The organism is Actinosynnema pretiosum, assembly GCF_002354875.1.
GTDB lineage: Bacteria > Actinomycetota > Actinomycetes > Mycobacteriales > Pseudonocardiaceae > Actinosynnema > Actinosynnema auranticum.
In genome coordinates this window covers 3190044-3215916 of the sequence record NZ_CP023445.1, presented here as the reverse complement: position 1 = coordinate 3215916, position 25873 = coordinate 3190044, and the positions used below count along the sequence as shown (strand labels likewise).

General features: G+C 75.0%; 27 protein-coding genes. 10 read left to right on the top strand and 17 right to left on the bottom strand.

What is annotated here, in order from left to right; genetic code table 11:
• The 3 genes from CNX65_RS14060 to CNX65_RS14050 form a co-directional block, all read right to left on the bottom strand.
• The gene (locus tag CNX65_RS14060; RefSeq protein ID WP_096493273.1) at positions 1–558 is read right to left on the bottom strand and encodes a TetR/AcrR family transcriptional regulator; all 558 of its coding nucleotides are present in this window, start codon (positions 556–558) and stop codon (positions 1–3) included.
• On the bottom strand, positions 555–1484 hold the full coding sequence (locus CNX65_RS14055; protein WP_232519822.1) for an LLM class flavin-dependent oxidoreductase: 930 nt from the start codon (positions 1482–1484) through the stop codon (positions 555–557). Before CNX65_RS14055 ends, CNX65_RS14060 begins: the two co-directional genes overlap by 4 nt.
• Positions 1485–1643: 159 nt before the next feature.
• Positions 1644–3425, bottom strand: a complete 1782-nt coding sequence (locus CNX65_RS14050) for an ABC transporter ATP-binding protein (protein ID WP_198320471.1) — start codon at positions 3423–3425, stop codon at positions 1644–1646.
• 75 nt (positions 3426–3500) lie between these two features.
• Here CNX65_RS14050 and CNX65_RS14045 point away from each other — a divergent pair, with 75 nt between their 5' ends.
• Entirely contained in the window at positions 3501–4100 is a 600-nt protein-coding gene (locus CNX65_RS14045) for a TetR/AcrR family transcriptional regulator (RefSeq protein WP_232519821.1), read from the top strand.
• A 19-nt stretch (positions 4101–4119) separates the two neighbouring features.
• Here CNX65_RS14045 and CNX65_RS14040 read toward each other — a convergent pair whose 3' ends face one another.
• Both CNX65_RS14040 and CNX65_RS14035 read right to left on the bottom strand, forming a co-directional pair.
• A complete protein-coding gene (locus tag CNX65_RS14040; RefSeq protein WP_177154381.1) occupies positions 4120–4656 on the bottom strand; it encodes a GNAT family N-acetyltransferase in 537 nt (178 codons plus the stop codon).
• 59 nt (positions 4657–4715) lie between these two features.
• A complete protein-coding gene (locus CNX65_RS14035; protein ID WP_096493263.1) occupies positions 4716–5444 on the bottom strand; it encodes a zf-HC2 domain-containing protein in 729 nt (242 codons plus the stop codon).
• A gap of 62 nt (positions 5445–5506) precedes the next feature.
• On the opposite strand from CNX65_RS14035, the gene CNX65_RS14030 reads away from it, so the two are divergent.
• Complete coding sequence (locus CNX65_RS14030) at positions 5507–6067, top strand: sigma-70 family RNA polymerase sigma factor (protein WP_232519820.1); 561 nt, start codon at positions 5507–5509, stop codon at positions 6065–6067.
• Between the two features lie 58 nt (positions 6068–6125).
• Here the strand turns inward: CNX65_RS14030 and CNX65_RS14025 are convergent, their stop codons facing one another.
• Positions 6126–6671: a vitamin K epoxide reductase family protein gene (locus CNX65_RS14025; RefSeq protein ID WP_096493259.1), complete on the bottom strand. Its 546-nt coding sequence runs from the start codon at positions 6669–6671 to the stop codon at positions 6126–6128.
• Positions 6668–7399 carry a DsbA family protein gene (locus CNX65_RS14020; protein ID WP_096493257.1) on the bottom strand — a complete coding sequence of 244 codons (732 nt, stop codon included), beginning with the start codon at positions 7397–7399 and terminating at the stop codon, positions 6668–6670. The genes CNX65_RS14025 and CNX65_RS14020 overlap by 4 nt, the downstream gene beginning before the upstream one ends.
• Positions 7400–7513: 114 nt before the next feature.
• Between CNX65_RS14020 and CNX65_RS14015 the strand changes: the two genes are divergently transcribed.
• From CNX65_RS14015 to CNX65_RS14000, 4 genes are all read left to right on the top strand, one after another.
• Positions 7514–9412: a cytochrome c oxidase assembly protein gene (locus CNX65_RS14015; RefSeq protein ID WP_096493255.1), complete on the top strand. Its 1899-nt coding sequence runs from the start codon at positions 7514–7516 to the stop codon at positions 9410–9412.
• A gap of 61 nt (positions 9413–9473) precedes the next feature.
• On the top strand, positions 9474–11693 hold the full coding sequence (locus CNX65_RS14010) for a heavy metal translocating P-type ATPase (RefSeq protein WP_096493253.1): 2220 nt from the start codon (positions 9474–9476) through the stop codon (positions 11691–11693).
• Positions 11694–11786: 93 nt separating this feature from the next.
• A complete protein-coding gene (locus tag CNX65_RS14005) occupies positions 11787–12116 on the top strand; it encodes a hypothetical protein (RefSeq protein ID WP_096493251.1) in 330 nt (109 codons plus the stop codon).
• A 77-nt stretch (positions 12117–12193) separates the two neighbouring features.
• Entirely contained in the window at positions 12194–12394 is a 201-nt protein-coding gene (locus CNX65_RS14000) for a hypothetical protein (protein WP_096493249.1), read from the top strand.
• A gap of 907 nt (positions 12395–13301) precedes the next feature.
• Here the strand turns inward: CNX65_RS14000 and CNX65_RS13995 are convergent.
• The 3 genes from CNX65_RS13995 to CNX65_RS13985 all read right to left on the bottom strand — a co-directional run bounded on the left by CNX65_RS13995 (position 13302) and on the right by CNX65_RS13985 (position 17049).
• Positions 13302–13730: a pyridoxamine 5'-phosphate oxidase family protein gene (locus CNX65_RS13995; RefSeq protein WP_096493247.1), complete on the bottom strand. Its 429-nt coding sequence runs from the start codon at positions 13728–13730 to the stop codon at positions 13302–13304.
• An 80-nt stretch (positions 13731–13810) separates the two neighbouring features.
• Positions 13811–16279, bottom strand: coding sequence for an ABC transporter permease (locus CNX65_RS13990; protein WP_096493245.1), 2469 nt, complete (start codon positions 16277–16279; stop codon positions 13811–13813).
• The gene (locus CNX65_RS13985) at positions 16279–17049 is read right to left on the bottom strand and encodes an ABC transporter ATP-binding protein (protein WP_096493243.1); all 771 of its coding nucleotides are present in this window, start codon (positions 17047–17049) and stop codon (positions 16279–16281) included. The genes CNX65_RS13990 and CNX65_RS13985 overlap by 1 nt, the downstream gene beginning before the upstream one ends.
• A gap of 85 nt (positions 17050–17134) precedes the next feature.
• Between CNX65_RS13985 and CNX65_RS13980 the strand changes: the two genes are divergently transcribed.
• Both CNX65_RS13980 and CNX65_RS13975 read left to right on the top strand, forming a co-directional pair.
• A complete protein-coding gene (locus CNX65_RS13980) occupies positions 17135–18304 on the top strand; it encodes a sensor histidine kinase (protein ID WP_198320470.1) in 1170 nt (389 codons plus the stop codon).
• Positions 18292–18936 carry a response regulator gene (locus CNX65_RS13975; RefSeq protein WP_096493241.1) on the top strand — a complete coding sequence of 215 codons (645 nt, stop codon included), beginning with the start codon at positions 18292–18294 and terminating at the stop codon, positions 18934–18936. The genes CNX65_RS13980 and CNX65_RS13975 overlap by 13 nt, the downstream gene beginning before the upstream one ends.
• Before the next feature lie 44 nt (positions 18937–18980).
• Here the strand turns inward: CNX65_RS13975 and CNX65_RS13970 are convergent, their stop codons facing one another.
• The 3 genes from CNX65_RS13970 to CNX65_RS13960 are packed head-to-tail and all read right to left on the bottom strand — an operon-like array spanning position 18981 to position 22014.
• Entirely contained in the window at positions 18981–20192 is a 1212-nt protein-coding gene (locus CNX65_RS13970; protein ID WP_096493239.1) for a metal-dependent hydrolase family protein, read from the bottom strand.
• Positions 20189–20623, bottom strand: a complete 435-nt coding sequence (locus CNX65_RS13965; protein WP_096493237.1) for a GAF domain-containing protein — start codon at positions 20621–20623, stop codon at positions 20189–20191. The genes CNX65_RS13970 and CNX65_RS13965 overlap by 4 nt, the downstream gene beginning before the upstream one ends.
• On the bottom strand, positions 20620–22014 hold the full coding sequence (locus CNX65_RS13960; protein WP_096493235.1) for an MFS transporter: 1395 nt from the start codon (positions 22012–22014) through the stop codon (positions 20620–20622). Before CNX65_RS13960 ends, CNX65_RS13965 begins: the two co-directional genes overlap by 4 nt.
• Before the next feature lie 138 nt (positions 22015–22152).
• Between CNX65_RS13960 and CNX65_RS13955 the strand changes: the two genes are divergently transcribed.
• Positions 22153–23058 carry a MurR/RpiR family transcriptional regulator gene (locus CNX65_RS13955; protein WP_096493233.1) on the top strand — a complete coding sequence of 302 codons (906 nt, stop codon included), beginning with the start codon at positions 22153–22155 and terminating at the stop codon, positions 23056–23058.
• A gap of 103 nt (positions 23059–23161) precedes the next feature.
• Positions 23162–23455 carry a hypothetical protein gene (locus tag CNX65_RS13950; protein WP_096493231.1) on the top strand — a complete coding sequence of 98 codons (294 nt, stop codon included), beginning with the start codon at positions 23162–23164 and terminating at the stop codon, positions 23453–23455.
• Between the two features lie 6 nt (positions 23456–23461).
• Here the strand turns inward: CNX65_RS13950 and CNX65_RS13945 are convergent, their stop codons facing one another.
• The 4 genes from CNX65_RS13945 to CNX65_RS13935 all read right to left on the bottom strand — a co-directional run bounded on the left by CNX65_RS13945 (position 23462) and on the right by CNX65_RS13935 (position 25653).
• Entirely contained in the window at positions 23462–23656 is a 195-nt protein-coding gene (locus CNX65_RS13945) for a hypothetical protein (protein WP_096493229.1), read from the bottom strand.
• Between the two features lie 264 nt (positions 23657–23920).
• On the bottom strand, positions 23921–24082 hold the full coding sequence (locus CNX65_RS36105; RefSeq protein WP_015801570.1) for a hypothetical protein: 162 nt from the start codon (positions 24080–24082) through the stop codon (positions 23921–23923).
• 156 nt (positions 24083–24238) lie between these two features.
• Positions 24239–24901, bottom strand: a complete 663-nt coding sequence (locus CNX65_RS13940; protein ID WP_269770701.1) for a L,D-transpeptidase family protein — start codon at positions 24899–24901, stop codon at positions 24239–24241.
• A gap of 242 nt (positions 24902–25143) precedes the next feature.
• Entirely contained in the window at positions 25144–25653 is a 510-nt protein-coding gene (locus CNX65_RS13935) for a GAF domain-containing protein (RefSeq protein ID WP_096493225.1), read from the bottom strand.
• Positions 25654–25873 lie beyond the last annotated feature (220 nt).

Below are 25873 nucleotides of genomic sequence, written 5' to 3'. Positions count from 1 at the left end.
TCAGTCCTGGGGCGGCGGGCCGATGAGGCGGTGCACGGCCTGGCGGACGCGGTCCGCGTCGAACGGCTCGGTGGAGATGTGGCTGTGCAGGATCAGGCCCTCCTGGAGGGCGTCGATCATGGGGGCCAGCTCGGGCGGGAAGTGGCGGGCCAGGGAGGCGCGCGAGCGCAGCATCCAGTCCTGGATCAGCTCGCGGTAGCGCGGCTCGCGCACGGCCAGGGCGTAGAGCTCGGCGGACAGCACCATGTCCCTGCCGTAGCCCTCGCCCTGGGTGGTGATGATCCGGACGACCCCCTCGCGCGGGTCCTCGTCGGGGCCGATGTCGGCCAGGATCCGGTCGAACCTGGCGTGCATCGTGTCGGCCAGCCGGGAGAACGCCGCGTGGAGCAGGTCGTCGCGGGTCGGGAAGTGGTAGGTCATCGAGCCGAGCGGCACGTCGGCCGCCTCCGCGACCGAGCGGTAGGTGGCGCCGGGGGCGCCGTGCTCGGCGATCACCTCCAGCGCCGCCTCGACGATGCGCTCCCTGCGGTCGGGGTCGGTGCGCCGGGTGCGGGTCACCGGGCGGACGCCAGTGCCGGGAGCGCGGCGAGCGGGTCGGCCGCGGCGGGGATGAGGACGGAGGTGGTGACGCCCGCGTCGAACAGCTCGGCGTTGCGGGCGCGCACCTCGTCGGGGGTGCCCGCCAGCGCCAGCTGGGTGACCCACTCCAGGGGGATGCGCTGGGCGAACTCCTCGCGGGTGGCGCAGGAGGCGCGGAGCTGGGCGAACTCGGCGGCGAACGGGAGCGGGGCCAGGTGCGGGGCCCAGTCGGGCTCGCCGATCCAGGCAAGGCCGGGGCGGACCTCGGCGACGGCGGTCGCGGTGTCGGGGTGGACGCTGGCGGCGTTGTAGGTGACCACGCTGTGCGGGGACGCGGCGGTCTTCTCGACGGAGGCGCGGACGTACTCGGGGGTGCAGGGCTCGGCGAGCACGGTGCCGTCCGCGACCCGGCCGGACAGGGCCAGGGACTTCGGGCCGCGCACGCCGGCGAGCACCGGCGGGACGATTTCGGGCAGCGAGGACGGCTCCAGGCGGGCCTCGGTGAGGGTGACGTAGCGGCCACGGGTGGTGACCGTCTCGCCGCGCAGGAGCGCGCGGATCGCGGTGAGGTGCTCGCCGAGGAGGGTGAGCGGGCTGTCCGGGAGGGCGCCTGCGGAGCGCATCCAGTCGGGCATCCCGTGCCCCACGCCGATGGTCACGCGGCCGGGGAAGAGCTGACCGAGGGTGGCGATCTCCATGGCGGCGAACACCGGGTTGCGGATCGCGGCGGGCAGGATGCCGATGCCCACGGTGATCGACCTGGTGGCGGCGAGGACGGCCGCGGTCTGCGCGACGCCGCCCCGGAAGCCGAGGTCCTCCACCACCCACAGCTCGTCGAAGCCGACCGCCTCGGCGCGACGCGCGTAGTCCAGGACCTGCCCGTGGGGGAGGTCGCGAAGAAGCATGACACCAACGGAACGCGCAGCCATGGGCCCTCCAATAAGAACGTTCGTATATGAACGCCGGGAGGGGACGTTAGCAGTCCGGGCGGGGGTGGGGGAAGCGGAAACCGAGCACTGCTCGGCAGCGGTCCGGGGACCGGCGTGGTCCCCGGACCGCGTGGATCAGGCCACGACCGCCGCGGGCGCGACCGGCTCGGACGGCGCGGCCCCGTCGGAGATCCGCAGCGCCGCCACCAGCTCGCGGTACAGCTCGTCGGTCGCGAGCAGCCCGGCGTGCGTGCCGGACGCCCGCACCCGGCCGTCCTCCATCACCACGATGGTGTCCGCGTCGATCACCGTGGACAGCCGGTGCGCCACGGTGACCACCGCGCCGTGCCGCGCCCGCTCCCGCACGCACTCGTGCACGGCGGCCTCGGTCAGCCCGTCGACCTGCGCGGTCGCCTCGTCCAGCAGCAGCACGTCCGGCGCGCGCAGGACCGCCCGCGCCAGCGCGATCCGCTGCCGCTGCCCGCCGGACATGCTCGACGGCCCGAGCGGGGTGTCGAGCCCGTCCGGGAGCGCGGCCACGACCTCGTCCAGGCGCACCTGCCGCAGCACCCGCCACAGCTCGTCCTCGCCCGCGTCGGGGTGCGTGAACAGCAGGTTGTCCCGGATCGACCCCGGCAGCACGGGCGTCTCCTGCTCCACGTACGCCAGCCGCGCGCGCAGCTCGGAGTGGCTGTGCTCGCGGTACGGGCGCCCGCCGAGGAGGACCTCTCCCCCGCTGGGCTCCAGGAAGCGCAGCACCAGCGACAGCAGGGTGGTCTTGCCCGCGCCGGACGGCCCGACGACGGCGGTGTGCCCGCGCCGGGGCACGACCAGGTCGACGCCGCGCACCGCCGGTTCGCCGCCGTACCCGGCGACCACGCCGCGCAGCTCCAGGATCGGGGCGTCGGCAAAGCCCTCGGGGGCGGTGGCGCCCGGCTCGTCCCGCTCGACCTCCAGCGCGTCCACGTCGCGGATGCGCCCGGCCGCCGCGATCCCGGCCTGCAGCGCGGTGACGTTGCGGCTGAGCTCGGTCACCGGGTCCATCAGGCCGAACGCGTACAGCAGGAACGCGATCAGGCTCGACACCTCCAGCGCGCCCTGCGAGACCCGCCACGCGCCGAGCCCCAGCACGAGGATGATCGCGAACTGGATGCCCGACCAGGCCACGGTCCAGGCGACGGCCTCGCGCCGCACGGCCCGGACGCTGTGCCGGTAGGCGGCGCGCGCGTCGCCGAGGACCCGCTCGGCCTGCCGCGCCTCGGCCCGGCTGGCCTTGACCGTGCGGATGGCGCGCAGCGTGCCCTCCAGGACGCCGCCGAGCTTGCCGACGTGGTCCTGCGCGAGCTCCTGCTCGCGGGCGATGGCGGGCATCAGGACGGCGAACACGACGCCGAGCACCACGACCGAGACCACCGTGGCGCCGAGCAGCGCGAGGTCGAGCACGGCCATCAGCACGAGCGTGCCGACGAGCGTGACGGCGCCGTTGACCAGCCCGATCACGCTGCTGGACGCGGCCTCGCGCAGCAGCACGGTGTCCGAGGTGACCCTGGTGACCAGCTCGCCGCCGGGTCGGCCGGTCACGGCGGGCACGGTGGCGCGCAGCAGCCGCTTGACCATGGACTCGCGGGCGTCGAGCACGACGCGCTCGCCGAGCTCGCCGAGGATCACCCACTGGATGGTCCAGATCACCACGCCCGCGACCAGCAGGGCGAGCATCGTGCCGACCGGGGCGGCCAGCGAGCCGCCCGCGCCGAGCGAGTCGAGGACCCACTTGGTGACCATCGGGGCGGCCAGGGTGGTGGCCGAGCCGACCAGGGACAGCGCCAACCCGAGGGCGAGGGCGCCCCTGTGCGGGCGGGCGAACGACCAGAGCACCCGCAAGCGCGGTAGTGCCTGCTTCACCTTCGGGGGATTCATGCTCAAAAGTAGAACACCAGTGTTCCAAAGTTGTCAAAGATGATTCCGTTTGGGGATGGGCAGTACGGTTCCCCCATGAGCGAGGCGCGCAGCGAACCCGTCGTGAAGGCCGGGTCCCCGAAGGCCGAGTCCGGTTCACGGGCCAGGACCCGGCGGGCGATCCTGGACGCGGCCGTGCGGGAGCTGAGCGCGAACGCGGCCGTGCCGCTGGGCGAGATCGCCACCGCCGCCGGGGTCGGGCGGACCACCCTGCACCGGTACTTCCCCGAGCGGGCCGACCTGCTGGCGGCGGTGACCGCGCACGTCGACGAGCAGATCGCCTCGGCCACCACGCGGGCCAGGCTGGACGACGGGTCGGCGCGGGCGGCGCTCGGGCGGCTGTGCCAGGAGTACTTCGAGCTGGGCGACGTGCTGACGCTGATGTTCAACAGCCCGGTCGCGCCGAACGGGCGGGAGTGGCCCGACGAGACGCCGTCCGACCACTCGGTGCGGGACGCGATCGGCCGGGGGCACGCCGAGGGCGACGTGGACGCGGCACTGGGGCGGGACTGGGTGCTGAACGTGGTGTGGAGCCTGCTGTTCTCCACCTGGGACATGGTCAGCACGCAGGGCGCGCCGAAGCACGAGGCCCTGACGCAGTGCCTGCGGACGCTGGACAAGGCGCTGGCGCCCTGACCGTCCACTCAGGACTTGCCTACAGGCGGTCGAACGGCTCGGCGTAGCGGAAGGTCCCGCGCGCGGCGGGGTCGTGCGCGGCGAGCGGGCGGACCTGGAAGTGCGGCTCCCACTCGGGAACCGGCGGCGCGACGCCGACCTCGCCGCACGGCAGGAAGCCGAACCGGTGGTAGTAGCCGGGATCGCCGAGCAGGGCCACGAGCGGTTCGCCGAGCGCGTCGGCCGCGCCGAGCAGGGCGTGCACGAGCGCGCTGCCGACGCCGGAGCGCTGCCGGTCCGGGCGCACGGACAGCGGCCCCAGGCCGAGCGCGGGGAGGTCGCCGACCGCTCCCCTGGTCGCCACGACGTGGCCGACCACCGCGCCGTCCGGGTCCTGCGCCACCAGGGACAGCGCGGGCAGCCACCCGGCGTCGGCGCGCAGCTCGTCCACCAGCCACGCCTCCGCGGGCGCGCCGTCGCGCAGGTCGGCGGCGCTCGGGTCGGGGCGGGTGAACGCGGCGGCGGTGACCGCGCGGATCGCGGGGACGTCGGCGGGGCGCTCGGGTCGGATCAGCACCCGCGCACTGTCCACCGCACGCGCGCTCGGGGCAACCCGATTGCCCGGCGTGGCGCGTCTCACGCGGCCCCTCGGTGTGCGATCGGTCGCAGGTGGCGGGTGGGCGCGCGGCCGGCTCGCGGCGGTGGGACGTCGTGGTCGGCGGTGCGCGCCGGTCCCGGTCCGGGGCGGGCGGCGGACTCGGGCGCCGGGTGGTCGCGGTGCGCCCGCGCGACGAGGAGCAGCAGCACCAGGCCCACGACGAGCGGCAGGTGGGAGGAGACCCTGGTGGCGGTCGCGGCGCCCTCGGCCAGGTCGTGCGCGGAGAAGCCCAGCAGCAGCACGACGAACCCGCCGAGCGTGGGCAGCAGGCCGGACGCGCGCCTGCCGTCCACCGCCGCCACCAGCAGGCCGACGCCCAGCGCCAGGTTCCACGCCGCGCCCTCGTTGAACAGGTGCCCGGACAGGCCCTGCGCGCCGTGACCCGCGGTGACGTCGTGGCCGGTCGCGCCGGTGAGCAGCTGGGCCAGCGCGAGCCAGAGCTGCGCCAGCGCCACGGCGGCGAGCGCGAGCCGGGGGCGCAGCGCGACGTGCGCGGGCGGCAGGTCGGCCAGCACCACGGCCGCCAGGTCCGGGACGGCGGGCGCCTCGCGGACCCGGACCACCCTGGTGAGCGCCTGCGCGCGGTCCCGCCAGCGCGCGCAGTCGGGGCACTTGGCCAGGTGCGCGTCCGTCCACGCCGGGGGCAGGGGCGCGGCCTCCCCGTCCAGCCGGGCCGAGAGCGCCTCGCGGCAGGTGTCGCAGTCCACACCACTATGGTCGGGCCATTCGGCTCACCGGTTCCCGACGGCGGGTGACTACGATCCGGGTCGTGACGACTCCGACTCCCGACGACGAGGTGACGCGCTGGGCGCTGCGGGCGCGCTCCGGTGACCGGAACGCCCTGGAGCAGTTCGTGCGCGGCACCCAGCGCGACGTGTGGCGGTTCACCGCGCACCTCGCCGGGGTCGACGTGGCCGACGACCTGTCGCAGGAGACCTACGCCCGCGCGCTGACGAGCCTGCACCGGTTCGCCGGGCGGTCGTCGGCGCGCACGTGGCTGCTGGTGATCGCGCGGCGGGTCGTGGTGGACCAGGTGCGGATGGCGCAGTCCCGGCCGCGGCTGTCGCCGGGGGCGGACTGGGTGCGCGAGGCGGACCGCAAGCCCGCGCCGACCGGGTTCGAGGACGCGGTCGAGCTGAACCTGCTGCTGGACTCGCTGGACCAGGACCGGCGCGAGGCGCTGGTGCTGACGCAGGTGCTGGGGCTGTCGTACGCGGAGGCCGCGGACGTGGCGGGGTGCCCGGTGGGCACGATCCGGTCGCGGGTGGCGCGGGCGCGCGACGACCTGGTGCGGGCGGTCGACGTGGGCGAGGCCAGCGAGGTCGGCTGACCGGCGTGCTCGGGCGGGCCCCGACCCCGGTCGCGCGGACCGGGGCCGGGCGGGGGGGTCACAGCAGGCTGGTCCAGTAGTCCCAGAACGCGCCGAGCACCAGCGCGGCGATCACCGCGCACCAGAGCGCGAGCACCGCGCTGTGCACCCGCTTGAGCGGCGCGAGCCAGGACCAGGTGTCCAGGGCGCTGTACCAGGCCAGCGGGATCGTCACCGCCCACACCACCACGCAGTACGGGCACAGCGCGCGGATGTCGTACAGGCTCGCGGCGATCAGCCAGTGCACGAACACCGCGCCGAGCGCGGTGCCCGCGCTGAACGCCACCCGGAACCAGCGCGGCGGCCGGAAGCCTGCGAGGACGGTGACGCCGACCGTCACCACGACGGCGAAGGCGGCGATGCCGATGAGCGGGTTGGGGAAGCCGAACGCCGCCGCCTGCGGGCTGTCCATGACCGAGCCGCAGGCGATGACCGGGTTGATCGAGCAGGTCGGCACGTAGGCCGGGTCCCGGAGCTTGGCGATCTTCTCGACGGTCAGCGCGGACGCGGCGGCCAGGCCGAGGCCGCCGCCGAGGACGCTGAGCCGGGCCAGCGCGCGGTTCACCCGGCCAGCGCCTCGTCGAGCGCGGCGCGCAGCTCGTCGCCCACCGCCCGCAGGGTCTGCCCGGTGGGCTCGAAGCGCTCGCCGCCGACGAAGAACGTCGGGGTGCCGGTGACGCCGAGGGCCTTGCCGTCGGCGACGTCGCGGTCGACGGCGGCCTTGACGGCGTCGGAGTCCAGGTCGGTCCGGAAGCGGTCGACGTCCAGGCCGAGGTCCTGGGCGTAGCGCTCGAACGCGGCCCGCGCGGCGGCCTCGTCGGTGGCGGTGGCCTGGCCGGTGACGGCCCAGTCCTGGAACCCGCCGTAGAGCGCGTGGTACATCCCGGTCTGCCCGCCCTGCTCGCCCGCGGCCTCGGCGGCGCGGGCGGCGAGCGGGGCCAGCGGGTGGACGTCGAGCGGGAAGTTGCGGGTGGCGAAGGTGATCCGGCCCCGGTAGTCCTCCTCCAGCTGCTTGGTGATGCCGGAGTAGTAGGACGCGCAGGCGGGGCACTGGTAGTCGAGGAACTCCACCAGGGTCACCCGGTTGCCCTCCACCGCGGACAGCGTGTGCGCGTCGGCGGGCAGCAGCCTGGACTGGTCGGCGCTCCCGCCGGAGGAGCGGTTGACCACCAGGACGCCGCCGATCACCAGGACCGCGACGAGCGCGACGACCCCGGTGAGGACGGCGTTGAGCGAGGGTCCGCGCCCGGTGGTGACGGGGTTGGACCTGCGCGGCTGTGGCGTTCGTGACATCGGGTTCGCCTCCGGTCGTTCGGACGGGCTGTTCGCCCAGTTGGTCGGTGGGAGCGTGGGGAAGTTCCGGGAAGTGCCCGGAACTTTCCGAGCCGTCTGGACGACCGGTGGGACATGAGGGTTGACAGGGCCGCCGCGCTGGCAGGCGGTCTGGCGGTGCTGTGCGTCACGGCCGTGGTGCTGGCCGCCGGGGACGTGCACGGGGTGCTGGGCGACCGCGATCCGGGCCGGGTGGCCGGGTGGCTGCTCGGGGTGGTGCGGCTGGTCGCGGACGGCGCGGGGTCGGTGACGGCGGGCGCGCTGGCGTTCGCGGCGTTCGTGGCGCCGGGCAGGCGGGACGGGAAGCTGACCGCCGACGCGTACGCGGCGCTGCGGCTGGCGGCGCTGGCGTCCCCGGTGTGGCTGGTGGCGGCGCTGGCCGCGGTGCCGCTGGCGGCCGGTGACGCCTCGGGGCAGCCGCAGTCGGTGGTGTGGGCCAACCTCGCGGGGCTGGTCGACGCGACCGACGAGCCGAAGGCGTGGCTGGTGACGGCGGTGGTGGTGGCGGTCGTGGTGTGGGGCGCGCGGGTGACGCTGACCTGGCCGACGACGGTGACCTGGCTGGCGCTGTCGGTGCTGGCGCTGCTGCCGCCGGTGGTGATGGGGCACGTGTCGGGGGGCGCGTGGCACGACGTGGCGACGAACGCGGTGCTGTGGCACGTCCCGGCGGCGGCCGTGTGGGTGGGGTCGCTGGTGGCGCTGCGCTCGTTCCTGCGGCGCGGCGGGCCGGACCGCGAGCGGGTGCTGGGCCGGTGCCGGCGGGTGACGGCGGTGTGCCTGGTCGTGGTGGCGCTGAGCGGGTCGGTCGCGGGGCTGGCGCTGGCGACGCCGTCCGGGCTGCTGTCCGGGTTCGGGGCGCTGCTGGGCTTGAAGCTGCTGGTGTGCGCGCTGGTGCTGGGCTCGCGCGGCCGGGTGGCAGGCACGCGGTGGGGCGCGCGGTGGCCGCTGGCCGTCGAGGTGGTGGCGCTGGGCGTGGCCATGGGCGCCTCGGCGGGGCTGGCGCACCTGGTGCCGCCGCGGTGGACGTCGACGCGGCCGTCGGCGCAGGAGACCGTGCTGGGGTACGAGCTCCCTGCGGGGCCGGGGTTCTCCGAGATCGTGGTGGGCTGGCGGTTCGACCTGGTGATCGGGTTGGGCGCGGTGCTGGCGGCGCTGCTCTACCTGCGCGGGGTGCGGGTGCTGCGGCGGCGCGGGGACGCGTGGCCCGCGCACCGGGTCGCGGCGTGGCTGGGCGGGTGCCTGGTGCTGCTGCTGGCGACCTCGTCCGGGGTCGGCCGGTACGCGCCCGCGATGTTCAGCGCGCACATGGTGGCGCACATGTCGTTGAACATGCTGGCCCCGGTGCTGCTGGTGCTGGGCGGTCCGGTGACGCTGGCGCTGCGCGCGCTGCCGCCGGGGCCGCGCGCGTGGGTGGTGGCGCTGCTGCACTGCCGGTGGACGCGGATCGTCTCGCACCCCGCGTTCGCGGCGGTCGTGTTCGTCGCCTCGTTCTACGCGCTGTACTTCTCGCCGCTGTTCGGCGAGGCCGTGGGGCAGCACTGGGCGCACGTGCTGATGAACGTCCACTTCCTGATGACCGGGTACGTCTTCTACTGGCTGGTGATCGGCGTCGACCGGCCGCCGAGGCCGCTGCCGCACCTGGCGCGGCTGGGGATGCTGTTCGCGGTGATGCCGTTCCACGCGTTCTTCGGCGTGATCCTGATGAACGGTCAGTCGGTGATCGCCGAGTCGCACTACCGGGAGGTGGCGCTGTCCTGGTTGCCGGACCTGATGGCGGACCAGCGGCTCGGCGGCGGGATCGCCTGGGCCACCGGGGAGATCCCGATGCTGGTGGTGGTGATCGCGCTGATGGCGCAGTGGGCGGCGGCCGACCGCAAGGAGGCGGTGCGGATGGACCGGCGCGACGACAACGACGAGGACGAGCGGCTGGCCGCGTACAACGCGATGCTGGCGGAGCTGTCCGAGCGGCGTTGAGGCACGACCGCGCCGGGGTCGGTCCGGCGCGCTTTTCCGCGGGGACTTCGAGGAAGCAGTGATGAGCGCAGCGGTGGCGGTGGCGGGCGGGCCGGTGGAGCTGGCGGTGTCCGGGATGACGTGCGCGGCGTGCGCGACGCGCGTGGAGCGCAAGCTGAACAAGCTGGACGGCGTGCGGGCGTCGGTGAACTACGCGACCGAGCGGGCGGTGGTGCACCTGCCCGAGGGGATGGACGCGCGGGACGCGGTGGAGGCCGTGCGCAAGGCCGGGTACGACGCGCGGGTGCGGCGGCGGGCCGAGGACGACCGGGCCGGGCACACGGCGGCGGTGAACGACCTGCGGCGCAGGCTCGTTGTGGCGGCGGTGCTGGCGATCCCGCTGGGGAACCTGTCGATCAGCCTGGCGCTGGCGCCGTCGCTGCGGTTCACCGGGTGGGAGGCGCTGTGCGCGCTGCTGGCGGTGCCGGTGGTGTTCTACTCGGCGTGGCCGTTCCACCGGGCGGCGGCGCGGACGTTGCGGCACGGGTCGTCGAGCATGGACACGCTGGTGTCGATCGGGGTGCTGGCGTCGTTCGGGTGGGCGGTGTGGTCGATGCTGGCCGGGTCGTCGGGGCCGGGCTACTGGCTCGGGTTCGGGGTGACCGACGGCGGCGCGGACGCGGTGTACCTGGACGTGGCGGCCGGGGTGACCACCTTCCTCCTCGCGGGGCGGTACTTCGAGACGCGGTCGCGGCGCAACGCTGTGGGGTTGCTGACGGCGTTGGCGGACCTGGCGGCGAAGGACGCGCGGGTGCTGCGGGACGGGGTGGAGCACGCGGTGCCCGCGGCGCTGCTGGAGGTGGGCGAGCTGTTCGTCGTGCGCCCCGGTGAGGCGCTGCCCGCGGACGGGGTCGTGGTCGAGGGTGCGTCCGCTGTGGACGCTTCGGCGATGACCGGCGAGTCGGCGCCGGTGGAGGTGGCCGAGGGGTCGCGGGTGGTCGGCGGGACGGTGAACCGGACCGGGCGGGTCGTGGTGCGGGCCACCGAGGTCGGGGCGAACACGCAGCTGGCGCAGATGAGCGCGCTGGCCGAGCAGGCGGCGCAGCGCAAGGCCGGGGTGCAGCGGCTGGTGGACCGGGTGTGCGCGGTGTTCGTGCCGGTGGTGCTGGTGATCTCGCTGGCGACCCTGCTGGGCTGGTTGGCGACCGGGCACACCGCGCGCGAGGCGTTCACGTCGGCGGTGGCGGTGCTGATCATCGCGTGCCCGTGCGCGCTGGGGCTGGCGACGCCGACCGCGCTGATGGTCGGGGTGGCGCGGGCGGCCGGGCTGGGGGTGCTGGTGAAGGGGCCTCGGGCGCTGGAGGCGACGCGGGCGGTGGACACCGTGGTGCTGGACAAGACCGGGACGGTGACGACGGGGCGGATGTCGGTGGTGGCGTCGGTCGGGTTCGGCGGGGCGTCGCCGGGTGAGGCGCTGCGGTGGGCCGGGGCGGTGGAGTCGGCGTCGGAGCACCCGATCGCGGTGGCGATCGCGGCGGGTGGGGGTTTTCCCGCGGTGCGGGGGTTCGAGGCGCTGGTGGGGGCGGGCGCGCGCGGTGAGGTGGAGGGCGCGGAGGTGGTCGTCGGGTCGGCGGCGCTGATGGCCGAGCTGGGTGTGAGCGTGCCGGAGCGGGCGGGGGCGTGGCTCGCCTCGCTGGGGGCGGCGACCGGGGTGCTGGTGGCCAGGGGCGGTGGGTTGGTCGGCGGGATCGCGGTGCGCGACTCGGTGCGGCCGTCGGCGGCGTCGGCGGTGGAGCGGTTGCACCGCATGGGTTTGCGGACCGTGCTGCTCACCGGGGACGGCGCCGCCGCGGCGCGGGCGGTGGCCGAGGAGATCGGGGTGCGGGAGGTGCGCGCCGAGGTGCGGCCGGCCGACAAGGCGGCCGTGGTGGAGGAGCTGCGGGCGGCCGGGAGGCGGGTGGCGGTGGTCGGCGACGGCGTGAACGACGGTCCGGCGCTGGCGTCGGCGGACCTGGGCATGGCGGTGGCGCGCGGCAGCGACGTGGCGGCGCAGGCGTCGGACGTGGTGCTGGTGCGGGAGGACCTGCACGCCGTGCCGGACGCGATCGAGCTGGCGGCGCGCACGCTGTCGACCATCCGGGGGAACCTGGTGTGGGCGTTCGGGTACAACGCGGCGGCGATCCCGCTGGCCGCGCTGGGGTTGCTGAACCCGCTGATCGCGGCGGCGGCGATGTCGCTGTCGTCGGTGCTGGTGGTGACGAACAGCCTGCGGTTGCGGAACTTCCGACCGGGGACCCGTTGAGCTCCGCTGTGGACCAGGTCACAGCGGGCCAGCTCGGCCGCGGGCCGTGATGTCTTCCCTGTGCGATCGACCCGGCCAGGCAGGATCAGCGCGGTGGTCGGCGGGGTCGCGGTCAGCGCGCTCACGACGGCCGACGGCCGGGCGGGCGTGCAGCCGGTGGAGGTGGTCGGCCTGAACGACGACGGCAAGCAGGAGGTCGCGAGCGCGGTGCAGGCGGGCTTCGGCGGGAAGTACGACGGGACGGTCACAGGCTTCCTCGGGGTCTGGTCACCCGACGACATCGACGTGGAAGCTGTCGCGTTCGAGGATGTGGGCCACGGCGCACCAGACGCCCAGCGCCCGGCCCGCCGCGCGGTTCCGGCTCCGGTCCAGGGGCGTCGACGAGAACGAGATCGCGTGCCGCCCCCGTTCTACGGGTTGTAGGCCGCATCGCCAGCAGCCGGTTCGCCTCGTACCGGTCGTCGCGGCGGACGCCCAGCTCCGGCACGATCCTGGACAGCGTGCGCCCGGACGCCTCGGCGCCGGGGATGATCTTGCCGGTGCCGCCGGACCTGGTGCTCTGCGGGGACGTCTGCGCCAGGTGGATGTGGTCCGCGACGGCCTTCACGGGTGATCCAGGCGCCTTGGAGCAGGTCAGCGCCGCGTCGACGTCGGTGAAGGTGCAGGCGCCGTTGTCGCGGCGCCGGGTGTCGACGTTGTAGGTGGAGGTGTTGCAGCAGGTCTTGTGGTCGAGCCGTCCAGCGGGACGCGGTCCACGCGCAGCCGGATCTGGGTGCTGTCCGGTGCGGGGTGCTGTCCGGTGCGGGCTCCGGACGGACTTCTGACCGGTGGTGGTGCGGGACTCGATCAGGGTGCGGGCCTGGTCGGGGGCGCCTGCGTCGGCCAGTGCGGTTGCCTGGACGCAACGGAGTTCCGCGCGGCTGATCCGGGTCCGCCGAGGCGGCCCTGACCTCGTGGTGGATCTCCTCGGCCTCCTCGGCCCGGCCCACCGAGGCCATCGCGGTGCTGGCGCCCTCGGTGAAGTGCCACCACAGCCCTGGATCCGACTCGCGGTCCGCGGCGACCCTCCCCCTGACGCCGAAGTCCACCGCAGCTGGTGCAGGCCCACCTTGTGGCAGTGGTCCACCGCGGCAGGGACTTCGCCGACCTGGCGACCAGCTCCGCCCTGCGGGCGTCGTGCAGGGCGGCGCGTTCCGCTGGCGGGAGGGCTTGGTAGTCGGCCGGGGAACGCGGGTCGTCCTCGACGCCGTCGCTGTCCACGCAGGACAGGTAGGGGGCACCGGGGACGGGTGGAGCGTCCAGCGGAGTGGTGCGGGTGGGGAGGATCTCCTTGAGGGACGGGGAGAGCTCCCCTTCGGGTTCGCCGATCAACGCGGCACGGACGGAGCCGAGCGTGGCCTGCGAGTTCGCGGCGCACGACCACCGGCTGTCACCTCGCCGGTGGTCGTGCCGGAGCGCGCGGGGGTTCGGGGTGGAAGATCGCTGAAAAGTTTTCCGGATTGACGACAGGCGGAGCTCACCATCGCTGTTGAGGGGTCTTGGCGCTCCGACAGAGGACCCCTTTGACCGCACTGGCGAGTTCCGAGTGGCGGAAATGGCGCTTTTGCCTCAGAACGCGACGCGGCGAACGGACTCCGGGTGCAGGACGAGGCGGTCCCAGTCCTGAGTGTGGATCTCGGCGAGATCGGATTCGCGGGTCGGGTCGGACAGGTCCCAGTAGCGGGTGGCCATGCGGGCGTAGAGGTCGCGGCCCGCGTTCGGCTCGATCGTGACGTGGCCGGTGACCTCGACCCAGCGCTCGCGCTCCTCGACGGGGGCGGCGACGATCAGCGAGGCGCGGGGGTCGCGGCGCAGGCGGCGGACCTTCAGGGCGTCCGGGGCGCTGATGAACTGGACCAGGCCGTCGTCGGTGAGGTCGAACCAGATCGGGCGCGCCTGGGGCGGGGTCGGGCCCGCGGCGGTGGTGAGGAAGCCGTGGAGGGGGCGGGTGAGGAGCTCGCGGTCGGCCGGGGTGAGGGGGGATTTGGTGGTGGACATGGGTTTTCTGTTCCCCGGTGGGACGCCGGGCAATCAGGTGGGTCTGCCCGCCGGGAGGGGGAGGCCCGGCGGGCAGGGGATCAGGTGGCTGCGGACAGCAGGGTCACCGGGGGTGGGCGGAGGGCGGTCCTGGCCGGGATGGCGGTCGCGGCGAGGGTCAGGAGGAGCGTGGTCGCGGTGATCGCGGCCCAGACCTGCCAGGGGGTTGTGGGGACGGGGGTGGAGGTCAGGCCGTAGGACAGGCCCGCCAGGGCGGGGAGGACGGCCGCGGCGCCTGCCAGGAGGGCGATCGACGCCAGGAGCAGGGCTTCCAGGGCCACCACGCGGAGGACCTGCGCCTTCCCGGTGCCCACCAGGCGGAGCAGGGCGAACTCCCGGCTGCGGCGCGAGGTCGCCATGACCAGGGTGTTGACGACCGAGATGGCCAGGTAGCCCAGGAGGACGACCAGGGCGATCAGGTTGGTCCACGAGTCGCCGTCGCGCTCGGACTGGCCCGCCGCCGTCAGATCGTTGCCCGCCAGGACTCGCACGCCCGCGTAGCCGTCGAGCGCGGCGGTGACCGCTGGCTCGTCCGCGCCCCGGACGAGGACCAGGTGGTCCAGCTTGGTGGTGGTGTGCGGGAGCAGGACGTCGTGCGGGAGGGTCACGTCGCCGTAGCCCAGGCCCCGCGCGTACAGGGCCGTCACGGTCGGGGTGATCTCCGCGCCGTCGCCGAGGACCAGCGGGAGGCGGTCGCCAGGGGAGACGCCCAGGGTCGCTGCGGCTTGGGTGCTCAGGGCCACCGAGTCGGCGGTCGTGGAGGTCAAACCGCCCTGGCGGACGTCCAGGTCCAGCACCGCCCCAGGGGCGTCCACGCCCTGCGCGGCCAGCGGGGTCAGGGCGGGTTCGCCGAGCGTGGTGTGCCGGGCCGCGACCTGGCCGCGCACCAGCGGCACGACCTCGTCGGCGACCTCGCGCAGCGCGGTCGCCACCTGCGGCGCCAGACCTGCCTCGCCCGCCACGACCACGTCGGCGCGCATCCCCTCGGCGGACTGGGCGCCCGCCGCCGCCGCGACCGTGGTCTGGGTGAACACCTGCACGCCCGCCACGGTCACGGCCAGCAGGATCGGGACGGCCACCGAGGCGAAGCGGCGGGCGTCCGCGCGGACCGACGCCAGGGCCAGCGGGGCGGCCACGGGGAACGCGGCGGTGAGCGGGCGGGACACCAGGGACGCCGAGGCCAGCACCAGGCGTGGGCCCAGCAGGGCCGCGCCGATCACGGTGAGCATCGCGGACGCCGCCGCGCCCGCCGCCGCCAGCTCCCCCGGCACGAACAGCGGGAGCGCGCAGAGGAGGAGGCCGAAGATGACGCAGGCCCAGCCTGAGCGGGCGCGCAGGGCGCTGACCCGCGGTGGGGGCAGCGCCGACTCGCGCAGGGCGGTCATCGGGTCGGCCGACGCGGGGCGGCGCGCGGCCAGCCACGCGGCGAAGCGGGCGGTTCCCACGACGAGCAGGATCGCGGCCAGCGGGGGGACGGGGCTCAGCGCGAGGGCGAAGTCGGGTGGCAGCCTGCCCGCGTCGGCGAAGGCGTCGCGGAGCAGGCCCGCCGCCCGGACGCCCGGCAGCGCGCCCAGGACGGCGGCCGTGCCGGACACGACCAGGACCTCCGCGCCGACCACGCGGTGGATCTGGGCCGGGGTCGCCGCCACGGCGCGCAGCAGCGCCAGCTCCCCGGCGCGCTGCCCGATCGACAGGGTCAGGGTGCTCGCCACGACCAGCACGGCGATCATCAGGACGGTGCCCGCGAACGAGCTGGACAACGTCACCAGGTAGCCGCGCGCCTCCCCCGCGTCCAGGAACTCGGCGTCACCGCGCCGCACGCCGGTGTAGGTGGTCGCGCCGGGCAGGGCCCGCGAGATCGACTCGGCCACCGCCTCGGGGGTGGTCCCCGGCTCCGCCAGGACGCCCACCACGTCGACCTGCCCGCCCGCCAGCTCCAGCGCCCTCGGGTCGGTCAGGTAGAGCGCGGGCCTGCGGGGCACGGACGTGTCGGTCACGCCGGTGACCTCGTACTCCTGCGGCACGCCGCCGACCGCGACCTGCACCCGGTCGCCGGGACCGGCGGACAGGGCGTCGGCCAGGCCCGCGTCCAGGACCAGCTCGGACGGCGCGGCGGGCGCTCGGCCCCGGACCAGGGTCGACGGGGCCAGCGCCGCCGTCCCCCAGCCGACGGCCTGCGCGGGGGCGCCGTCCACGAGCACGGCGGTCGCGGACTCCGCGATCGCCTCGCGCACGCCCGGCGCCGCCGCGACGCGGGCTGCGGCGTCGGCGGGCAGCGGGGCGCGCTCGGCCAGGCGCAGGTCGAGGTCCTCCACCACCTCCACGGCCTGGGCGGCGCCCACGACCACGTCCGCGCCCGCGTACCGCTGCGGTGGCACGCCCGAGCGCAGGCCGGACTCCAGCAGCACGCCCAGCGCGGTGAGCAGGGCCGAGGCGAGCAGGACGGCCACTGCCACGGCCGCGAACGAGCCGAGGCGGTGCCGCACGGAGGCGAGCGCGAGGGTCCGCATCACCACTCCCCCAGGGCCGTCATGCGCTCGGCGACGTGCTCGGCGGTCGGCGCGACCAGCTCGTCCACCAGGCGGCCGTCGCGCAGGAACACCACGCGGTCCGCGACGGAGGCCGCCGCCGGGTCGTGGGTGACCATGAGGACGGTCTGGCCGGTGGCGTCGACGACGTCGCGCAGCAGCTCCAGCACCCGCTTGCCGGTGCGGCTGTCCAGCGCGCCGGTCGGCTCGTCGGCGAACACCACGTCGGGCCGGGTGACCAGGGCCCTGGCGATGGCCACGCGCTGCTGCTGGCCGCCGGAGAGCTGGGACGGCATGTGGTGCAGGCGGTCGGTCAGGCCGACCTTGCGCACCACCTCGTCGCGCCACGCCGGGTCGACGCGGCCCGCGCCCAGCAGCAGGGGCAGCTCGACGTTGCGCAGCACGTCCAGCGACGGCACCAGGTTGTAGCCCTGGAAGACGAAGCCGACGCGGTCGCGGCGCAGCGCGGTGAGGCGGTTCTCGTCGAGGCCGGACAGGTCGGCGCCGCCGAGCACCACGGTGCCCGAGGTGGGGCGCTCCAGCCCGGCGGCGCAGTTGAGGAAGGTGCTCTTGCCCGAGCCCGACGGGCCCATGACGGCGGTGAACGTGCCGCGCTCCAGGGTGAGCGAGACGTCGTCCAGCGCGGTGACGGCGCTCTCCCCCGAGCCGTGCACCTTGGTCAGGGCGGTGAGGGCGAGCGCGGCGGTCCCGGTCGGGGGCGCGGGGCGGTCCGGTGAGGTGGTTCTGGGCACGGGGGCAACGCTAGGGAGCGTGCGGCTCCCGAACGATCCACCCAGGGCGACGGTTCGTGGTGGTGCCGGCTATACCCTTGCCGCCATGATGCGGCGGTGGCTGCGGTGGCGGGACGCCGCGCACTACCTGGGGGTCGGGGCGCTGCGCGGGTTCGGCTCGCTCTGGCTGTTCGCGGCGCTGGTGCTGGTCGGGGCCTCGGCGGCGGTCGGGGTCGGGTGGTTGCTGGCGCCGAGGGCGCGGGCGGCGCTGCGCGGCTGGGCCGGGCGGGAGCGGGCGCGGATCGAGGCCAGGACCGGGCGGGCCGTGCCGGAGGGGCCGCTGCCGAGGACCGCGTGCTGGTTGGCGCTGGACGGGACGGCAGGGCTGATCACCTCCGCGTTCGGGGCGGCGCTGCCGCTGGCCGCGCTCAACAGCCTGCTGGCGCCCGCCTACTGGTGGGTGGCGCCTGCGGACGACCCGGTGGCCGCGCCGTGGCCGGTGACCTCGTGGGGGTGGGCGGCGACGATGCCGCTGGCCGCCGCGCTGTACCTGGGGCTGGCGTGGGTGCTGCTCCCGCGGCTGGCGGACCGGCACGCGCGGGTCGCGCGGTGGCTGCTGGCGCCGGGCAGGCGGGTCGCGCTGTCGCGGCGGGTGGCCGAGCTGACCGCGAGCCGCGCCGAGGCCCTCGAGGCGCACGGGGCGGAGCTGCGGCGGATCGAGCGGGACCTGCACGACAGCACGCAGAACCGGCTGGTGGCGGTGGTGATGCACCTGGGCATCGCGGAGCGGGCGCTGCGGCGGGATGCGGAGTCGGCGCTGCCGCTGGTGCTGCGGGCGCGGGACGCGGCCGGGGACGCGCTGTCCGGACTGCGGGGCGTGGTGCGGCAGATCTACCCGCCGGTGCTGGCCGAGCGGGGTTTGGACGGGGCGGTCGCGGGGCTGGTGGCGGACTGCGGGGTGCCGTGCACGCTCACCACCGAGGGCGTGGGGCGGGCCCCGGCGGCGGTGGAGTCGGCGGCGTACTTCGTGATCGCCGAGGCGTTGACCAACATCGGCAAGCACAGCGGGGCGGAGCGGGCGAGCGTGCGGATGGCCAGGGCGGACAAGCTGGTGATCGAGATCGGGGACGACGGGCGTGGCGGCGCGGCCGAGGGCGGCGGGTCGGGCCTGGCGGGCATCCGGCGGCGGGTCGGGGCGTTCGACGGGACGACGACGGTGAGCAGCCCGGTCGGCGGGCCGACGCTGGTGCGGGTGGAGCTGCCGTGCGCGTCGTGATCGCGGAGGACGACGCGCTGCTGCGGCAGGGGTTGGTGCTGCTGCTGGAGAGCGAGGGGCTGACCGTCGAGGCGGCGGTGGACGACGGGGACGGCCTGGTCGCCGCCGTGGTGGAGCACCGGCCGGACGTGGCGGTGGTGGACGTGCGGCTGCCGCCGGGGTTCACCGACGAGGGGCTGCGGGCGGCGGCCCGCGCGCGGGAGCTGGTGCCGGGGTTGCCGGTGCTGGTGCTGTCGGCGCACGTCGCGGACTCGTCGGCGCAGGAGCTGCTGGCCGGGGGCGCGCGGGGCGTCGGGTACCTGCTCAAGGAGCGGGTCGGGCGGGTGGAGGAGTTCCTGGACGCGCTGCGGCGGGTCGCGGACGGCGGGACCGTGCTGGACCCGGAGGTGGTGACGCAGCTGCTGGTGCGGCGGCGGGTGGACGACCCGGTGCGCTCGCTGACCGCGCGGGAGCGGGAGGTGCTGTCGCTGATGGCGGAGGGGCACGGGAACGGGCGGATCGCGGAGCTGCTGGTGGTGAGCGAGACGGCGGTGAGCAAGCACATCCGGTCGATCTTCGGCAAGCTCGGGCTGCACCCGGACGACTCGGGGCACCGGCGGGTGCTGGCGGTGCTGGCCTACCTGCGGTCGTGAGCGGGCGGCGGGGGCGCCCCCGTCGAGGGCGCCCCCGCTTTTCGCTACCCCACCCGGACTTCGCCGTCCTGGACGACCCAGCGGATCGCGGACGGCTCGGTCAGCGCGGTGATGTCCTCGACCGGGTCGCGCTCCAGCACGACCAGGTCCGCGCGGGCGCCCACGGCCAGGGTGCCGATCTCGCCCGCCTCGCCGAGCAGCTCGGCGGCGGAGCTGGTGGCGGCGCGCAGCACGTCGACGGCGTCCTGGACCTCCCGACGCAGCAGGAACTCCCGGCTCTGGTGGCGCTGCATCCCGCCGAGCAGGTCGCTGCCGTAGACCAGGCGGACGCCGCCGCGCGCGGCCAGGTCGAGGCCCGCGAGGCCCGCGGTGAGCACGTCGTCGACCTTGCGGACGCTGGCCTCGGGCAGGCCGAACCGCGCGCCCTCCTCCTTGAGCGCCCAGTAGGTGACGAGCGTGGGCACCAGGAAGGCGTTGTGCGCCAGGAAGAGCTCGACGCTGCTCGCGTCGAGCAGGTTGCCGTGCTCGACGGAGCGGACCCCGGCCTCCAGCGCCCGGTTGATGGCGCGGGCGGTGTAGGCGTGGGCGGCGACGTAGCGGTTGGCGGCCTCGGCCTCCTCCACCACGGCGCGCAGCTCGTCCATCGAGTACTGGGTGGAGTCGACCCGGTCGGTGGGCGAGCTGACGCCGCCGCCCGCCATGACCTTGAGGTGGTGGGCGCCCTTGCGCAGCTCGTCGCGGGCGGCGGTGCGGACCGCGTCCACGCCGTCCGCGATGCGGCCCAGGCCCGCGCAGCACTGGTGCGAGTCGTGCACGGCGACGCCGGGGGTGCGCACGTCGCCGTGGCCGCCGGTCTGGCTCAGCGCCTTGCCGCAGAAGTGCAGGCGGGGTCCGCGCACCAGGCCGTCGAGCTGGGCCTTGGCCAGGCCCCAGTCGGCGCCGGAGGCGTCGCGGACGGTGGTGAAGCCCCGGTCGAGCATGTCCCCCATGGCGCGGATGCTCTGCGCGGTGACGTAGGACGGGGACAGCGCGGGCAGGGCGCCGAGGTCGGCGGTGGAGGCGGTGACGTGGACGTGCGCGTCGATCAGGCCGGGGATGACGACGGCGCCGCGCGCGTCGAGCACGCGGGTGCCGTCCGGTGCGGGAAGTCGTTGTCCCACCTCGGTGATGCGGCCCTCGGCGACGCGCAGGTCGGCCTCGACGCGCTCGCCGGTGGCGGGTTCGAGCAGGGCGGCGTCGCGCAGCAGCAGGCTCATCGGGCCTCCTCCAGGGCGGCGCGCAGCGCGGGGACGGCGAGCGGGGCGAGTTCTTCCGCCGCCGCGACGGTTTCCCTGGTGTACGCGCCTTCGGCGTCGAGCAGGTTGAGCACGCCGAGCACGCGGTCGCCGTCCAGGACCGGCACGTTCACGATGGTCCCGCAGCCCAGGGACTCGATGAGGTCGTGGTCGGCGAAGATCTCGCGCACGGCGGCCTTGTCCGGGCCGAAGTACGGTTCCGCGTTGGTGATGCAGCGGTCGATCCAGCCCGCGGCGACCTCGACGGTCTTCTCGCCGCCGACCGGGTACTGCTCGGGGTGGCTGCTGTGGACGCGGCGCAGCGCCTTGCGCTCGGGGATCCAGGCGAGGACGGTGAACAGCCGCACGCCCACCTCCTCGCGGACCCGCTGCTCCAGGTTCTCCAGGCTCACTTCGACATCTCCTTCGCGGTGTCGGCGGGTCCGCCCCGCTCGGTCAGGTCTTCCAGGGAGCGCCCCGCCGTGGACAGGCCGAACACCACCACGCACACCACGCCGACCACCAGCACCGCCGTGGTGAGGCCGAAGACGCCCGCGAAGCCGAGGCTGGCGGCGGACAGGCCGATGATGGTGGGCGCGAGGATGCTGCCGATGCGGCCGAACGCGCTGGACAGGCCGGTGCCGGTCGCGCGGACCCAGGTCGGGAACACCTCGGGTGTGTAGGAGTAGACGCCCGCGTAGGTGCCGTTGAGGAAGAACGACAGCACCGCGCCCGCGAGGGTGATGGTCAGCGGGGTCTCGGTCTGGGACAGCCAGAACGCGCTGACCGCCGAGCCCGCGAGGTAGATCGCGATGGTGTTCTTGCGGTCCAGGCGCTCGGAGATCCAGGCGGCGGAGAAGTAGCCGGGGATCTGCGCCAGGTAGATGATGATCGAGAACTCGAAGCTCTTGGTGACCGTGATGCCGCGCTGGACCAGCAGGGTCGGGATCCAGGAGAAGAAGCCGTAGTAGGAGAAGGTGATCACGAACCAGATCAGCCAGATCACGGCGGTGCGCTTGGCCATCGCCGGGCTCCACAGGAACTTCAGCGCGCTGACGAGCGTGACCTTCGGGGTCTCCGCGACCGGTCCGGCGGCGGTGGTCTCCTCCACCGGCGGGAGCGGCTGGCGGGTGGCCTTCTCGACGCGGGCTTCGAGGTCCGCGACGACCTTCTCGGCCTCGGCGGTCTTGCCCTGCTGGAGCAGGAAGCGCGGGGACTCGGGGAGCGAGCGGCGCCACCACAGCAGCATCACGATCGGCAGGGCGGTGATGAGCTGGGCGATGCGCCAGCCGTCCTCGGAGGCGGGGACGACGAACCGGCCGATCAGGGCGGCCATGACGAAGCCGAACGAGAAGAACCCGGCCAGCGCGCCGACGAACCAGCCGCGCCGCTTGGCGGGGACGAACTCGGACAGGAACGGGGCGATGATCGCGCTCTCCGCGCCCGCGCCCGCCCCGGCCAGGACCCGCGCGCCGAGGAACACCTCGTAGTTCGGCGAGAAGGCGGCGACCACGGAGAACACCGCGTAGAAGGCCAGGGCGTACATCATGACCTTCTTGCGGCCGATGCGGTCGCCGAGCAGGCCCGCGATGGCCGCGCCGAACAGGAAGCCGAACGGGGTGGCCGAGCCGATCAGGCCGAGGTGCCCGTTGTCCAGGCCCCACACCTGCTGGACGCTGGGCAGCAGGAAGGCCACGACGGCGGAGTCCATGCCGTCGAAGGTGTAGCCGAGACCGCCGATGAGCAGCAGGCCGTAGTGGGGACGGCTCAGCGGCAGGCGGTCCAAACGGGCCAACAGGGACATGCGAACCCTCCGCGGGTGCTGGTCCAGCCGGATGATGGCAGGCAACGTATAGTGCAGATTCAGCCATTTGCAATAGATGTTGCAGATTCACCGTGTTACGGGATTGTCGCGGCGGTCCACCTGCTGGGACCGCGTAGCGTGTCGCCCGTGCCGACCGGGACCCCTTCCAGCACCGACAGCTTCGACGAGTGGTTGCGCGGGCGCGCGCCGGAGCGGGGGTTGCGCCCCAAGGCGGCGGCGGTGCTGGAGCTGCTGCTGTCGCAGCCCAGGCGGGCCTCGTTCGGGTCGACGGCCGAGCTGGCGCAGCTCGCCGGGGTGAACGTGGCGACGGTGACCCGGACCGCGCAGGCCCTCGGGTACGCCGGGTGGCCCGCGTTGCAGCAGGAGATCCGGGCGCGGTACCTGTCCTCGCTGAGCGCGCCGCAGGTGGCGGCCGAGCACCTGGACTCGGGACCACCGGGGTCGGGGTCGCCGGGGGCGGCGTCGCTGCGGCGGGACCTGGACGGGTTGGCGCTGCTGCACCGCAGGCTCGACGAGGGCGTGCTCGAGGTGGTGGCGCGGGCGATCGCGGGGGCGCGGCGGACGCTGGTGATCGCGGCGGGCAGCTACGCGGCGGTCGGGACGGCGCTGGCGCACAACGCGCGGCTGGCCGGGTACGACGTGGTGGCGGTGTCGGGCGGGGACGCGGAGCTGGCGAACGCGGTGGCGGCCGTGGACGGGCGGGACGTGCTGATCGCGGTGAGCTTCTGGCGGCTGTACGAGAGCACCGTGCTGGCGGCGAACGAGGCGAGGTCGCGGGGGGCGCGGGTGTTCGCGGTGACCGACGCGGCCAGCCCGGCGCTGTCCTCGGCGGCGGAGGAGGTGCTGCTGGTGCCTGCGGAGGGGGTGGCGTTCTTCCCGTCGCTGACGTCGGGGGTGGCGGTGGCGCAGGCGGTGGTGGCGCAGCTGGCGGCGATCGACCCGGAGCGGACGGCGGCGTCGATAGAGACGGCGGAGGGGATGTGGTCGCGGTTCGGGCTGCTGCACCGGCGGGTCGGGGGGTAGCCGGGGGGCGGGGCGGCCGGGGCGGTCCGGGCGTCCGCGAGGGCGATTCGATACCGCCCGGCCAGCGGTTCCGAACGGGGCAACGGCTCACGACGATGGGGTGATGACCGGAGCCGAGCACTACACCAGGGCGCAGGAACTCCTCACCGAAGCCGACGAGACCGCCGACGCCGCCGCGCGCGGGGAGCTGCTGGCGCGGGCGCAGGCGCACGCGACGCTGTCGCTGGCCGCCGCGACCGCGCTGGGGGCCGAGTCGCAGGGCGGGCAGCGGGACACCGCCGGGCACCCGGCGATGGCGAACCGGGACCTGAAGCAGTGGAAAGCGGCGGCGGCGGTGCCGGATCGGCGCGCGGAGCCGGAGGCTCAGCAGGGCGCCACCGCCGGCTCGGCGGGGTGAGGCGGGTCAGGGTTCGAGCAGACCCGGCTCGCACGGGGCGGGCCGGGTCGCGAAGACGTGGTCGTGGAGCGCCCCGGCCCGCGCGACGACCTCGGGGTGCGGGCGGCCCTCGACGTCCAGGCGGCGCAGGGTGGTCAGGTGTTCCCGGTCGCCCTCGGTCCTGACCAGGACCGGGCAGCTGACGAAGAGGCCGGCCGCCACCCGCGCGCACCGGGCACGAGGCGGCCCACCCCGGTGCCGCAGCGCCGAGGACCGCGACGAGCGCGCCCCCGCGCTCGGAGTTCGCCAGGCACGCGACACCGATCAGCAGGCCGGTGGCGGTGGCCGCGAGCAACGCCCTGGCTTCGGCCCGGCGGAACGGACCCCCGAGGATCACTCGCCCAGTTTGGCGATCATGAATGACAACGGCGCGGGCGGACCCTCAGGTCCGCGCCGCGCCGTCGGTGGTGCGCGATTCGGGGTGTTTCAGAAGATGATGAGCAGCAGCACCAGGATGGCCACGACGGCGCCGATGGCGACCGGGATCAGCGGCAGGCTGCCCGCGCGGCGGCGGTGGTGCGGGTGGACCGTGGTGGTGCGGAACCAGCTGCCGGGGACGTGCCTGCGGTGCTGACGGACCCAGGGCATGACGCCCTCCTCCCGATGCAGTGGCTTTGTGTCACTAACCGGCTACCCGAACGGGGACAATTGCACACCTCACCGGGTGAAAAACTGCTTCTGGAAAAGCGCGTAAAAATGACCGGGAATGGGTTTGACCGTGCGGCGGGCGAAGGAAGCGCGGGCTCACCCCACCCCGATCAGCACCTCCGGTCGGGCCGCCGGGTCCAGCCACGACAGCAGGTGGTTCACCACCGGGGCGTCCACGCTGACGCAGCCCGCCGTGGGCCCGCCGGTCCACACGTGCAGGAAGAACGCCGACCCCCGCCCCGGCACGGCCGGGCTCCGGTTGTAGTCGATCACGATCGCGCGGTCGTAGGCCGGGCCCACGTGTGCCAGGCGCTCGCTCGCCGACTCGTCGAAGGGGCACGTCCCCGGCTCGCACCGCTGGTGGGTGTTGTACAGCGGGGAGCGCTGGTCCGAGACCCACCAGTCCGCGCCGTCGACCCGCCGGTACGGCAGCCTGCCCTCCGGCAGCGGCGGGAGGGTGCCGAAGGACTCGGTCAGCCGGTGCGCGCCCGCCGGGGTGCGGGTGCTCGACTCGCTCGCCTCGCCGACGCCCGCAGAGCCCACGAACGCGGGCGCGGGCCCCAGCTCCATCCGCCACCCCGCGCCGTCGCGCCGCCAGCCGGTCAGCCACCCGGACGTGGCGTCGGGGCGGTCGACCACCACCGCCACGACCTGGTCCGCTCCCCCGCCGTACGGCAGCGGCAGCCCCGCCACCGCCGCCACCTGAGCCGTCGCGGGCGTCAAGCCGGCCACCAGCACCCCCAGCACGCCGAGAACCACCGCCGGACCACGTCGGCCAAGCCTGGCACGGGCACCCGCCGAGTCCCGCGCACCTGCCCGCCTCGCGGCGAGGCGTTCACCCGAACGTCCGATCCACCCCACGGCGACCCCCTGACCCGTCACGCCCGACGCGGGCGGCCCCGGCGACCGCCGGGCACGGATCGCCTACCCGGTCCCCGTCCGCGCGACACAAAGCGGCCCCGTTCCGGTGAACGGGGCCGCTTCGCCTGGAGCTCCGGGGGTCAGCCCTCCGTGGTGCTCCGGTAGTCCTGCATCACCCGCATGATCTCCTTCGCCGACTCGCGCAGGTGCGCCAGCTCGGCGGCGTCGAACTCGCGCCGCTTGCTGTCGACGACGCAGTGGGCGCCGACCACTTGCCCGTTCGGGGCCACCAGCGGCACGCCCGCGTAGCTGCGCGCGCCGATGACGGTCACCGCCGGGGTGTCCTGCCACGAGGGGTCGGCGGTCGCGTCGGTCACCGTGTAGTCGCAGCCGGTGAGCACCACGCGGGAGCAGAAGCTCCACTCCGCGGGGATGCCCGCCTCGATCATGCCGGTGTCGGCGCCGTGCGAGGCGATCGCGTGCGTGGTGGCCCCCATGACGAAGTTCGCCAGACCGATCTTCATGCCGAGCCGGTCGGCGGACTGCTTCACGAGCAGGTCCAGCTTCCCGCGCAGCGCGGGGCTGGTGGTGTCGTAGCGGGTGGCCTCGGTCAGCCGTTCGAGGTTCACGAGGGGGATGAGCAGGGTCATGCGGACGCTCCTGGCTGAGGTGTGCGGGCCTCGGCGGCAGCCCACGCGTGGTGCACCTGCTTTCGACGTCGCCCGGCGCGGGCTGAGGGAAACCGCCCCAGCCCACCCGAGTCGTGCGGGTTCTCAGCCCAACGGGTGGGGGAAATCGCTCAGGTGCGTTTCGGTTTCGCCGTTCTCCCCGGTATCACCCGCCGGGGACCGCCCGGCCCACAGCAACAGG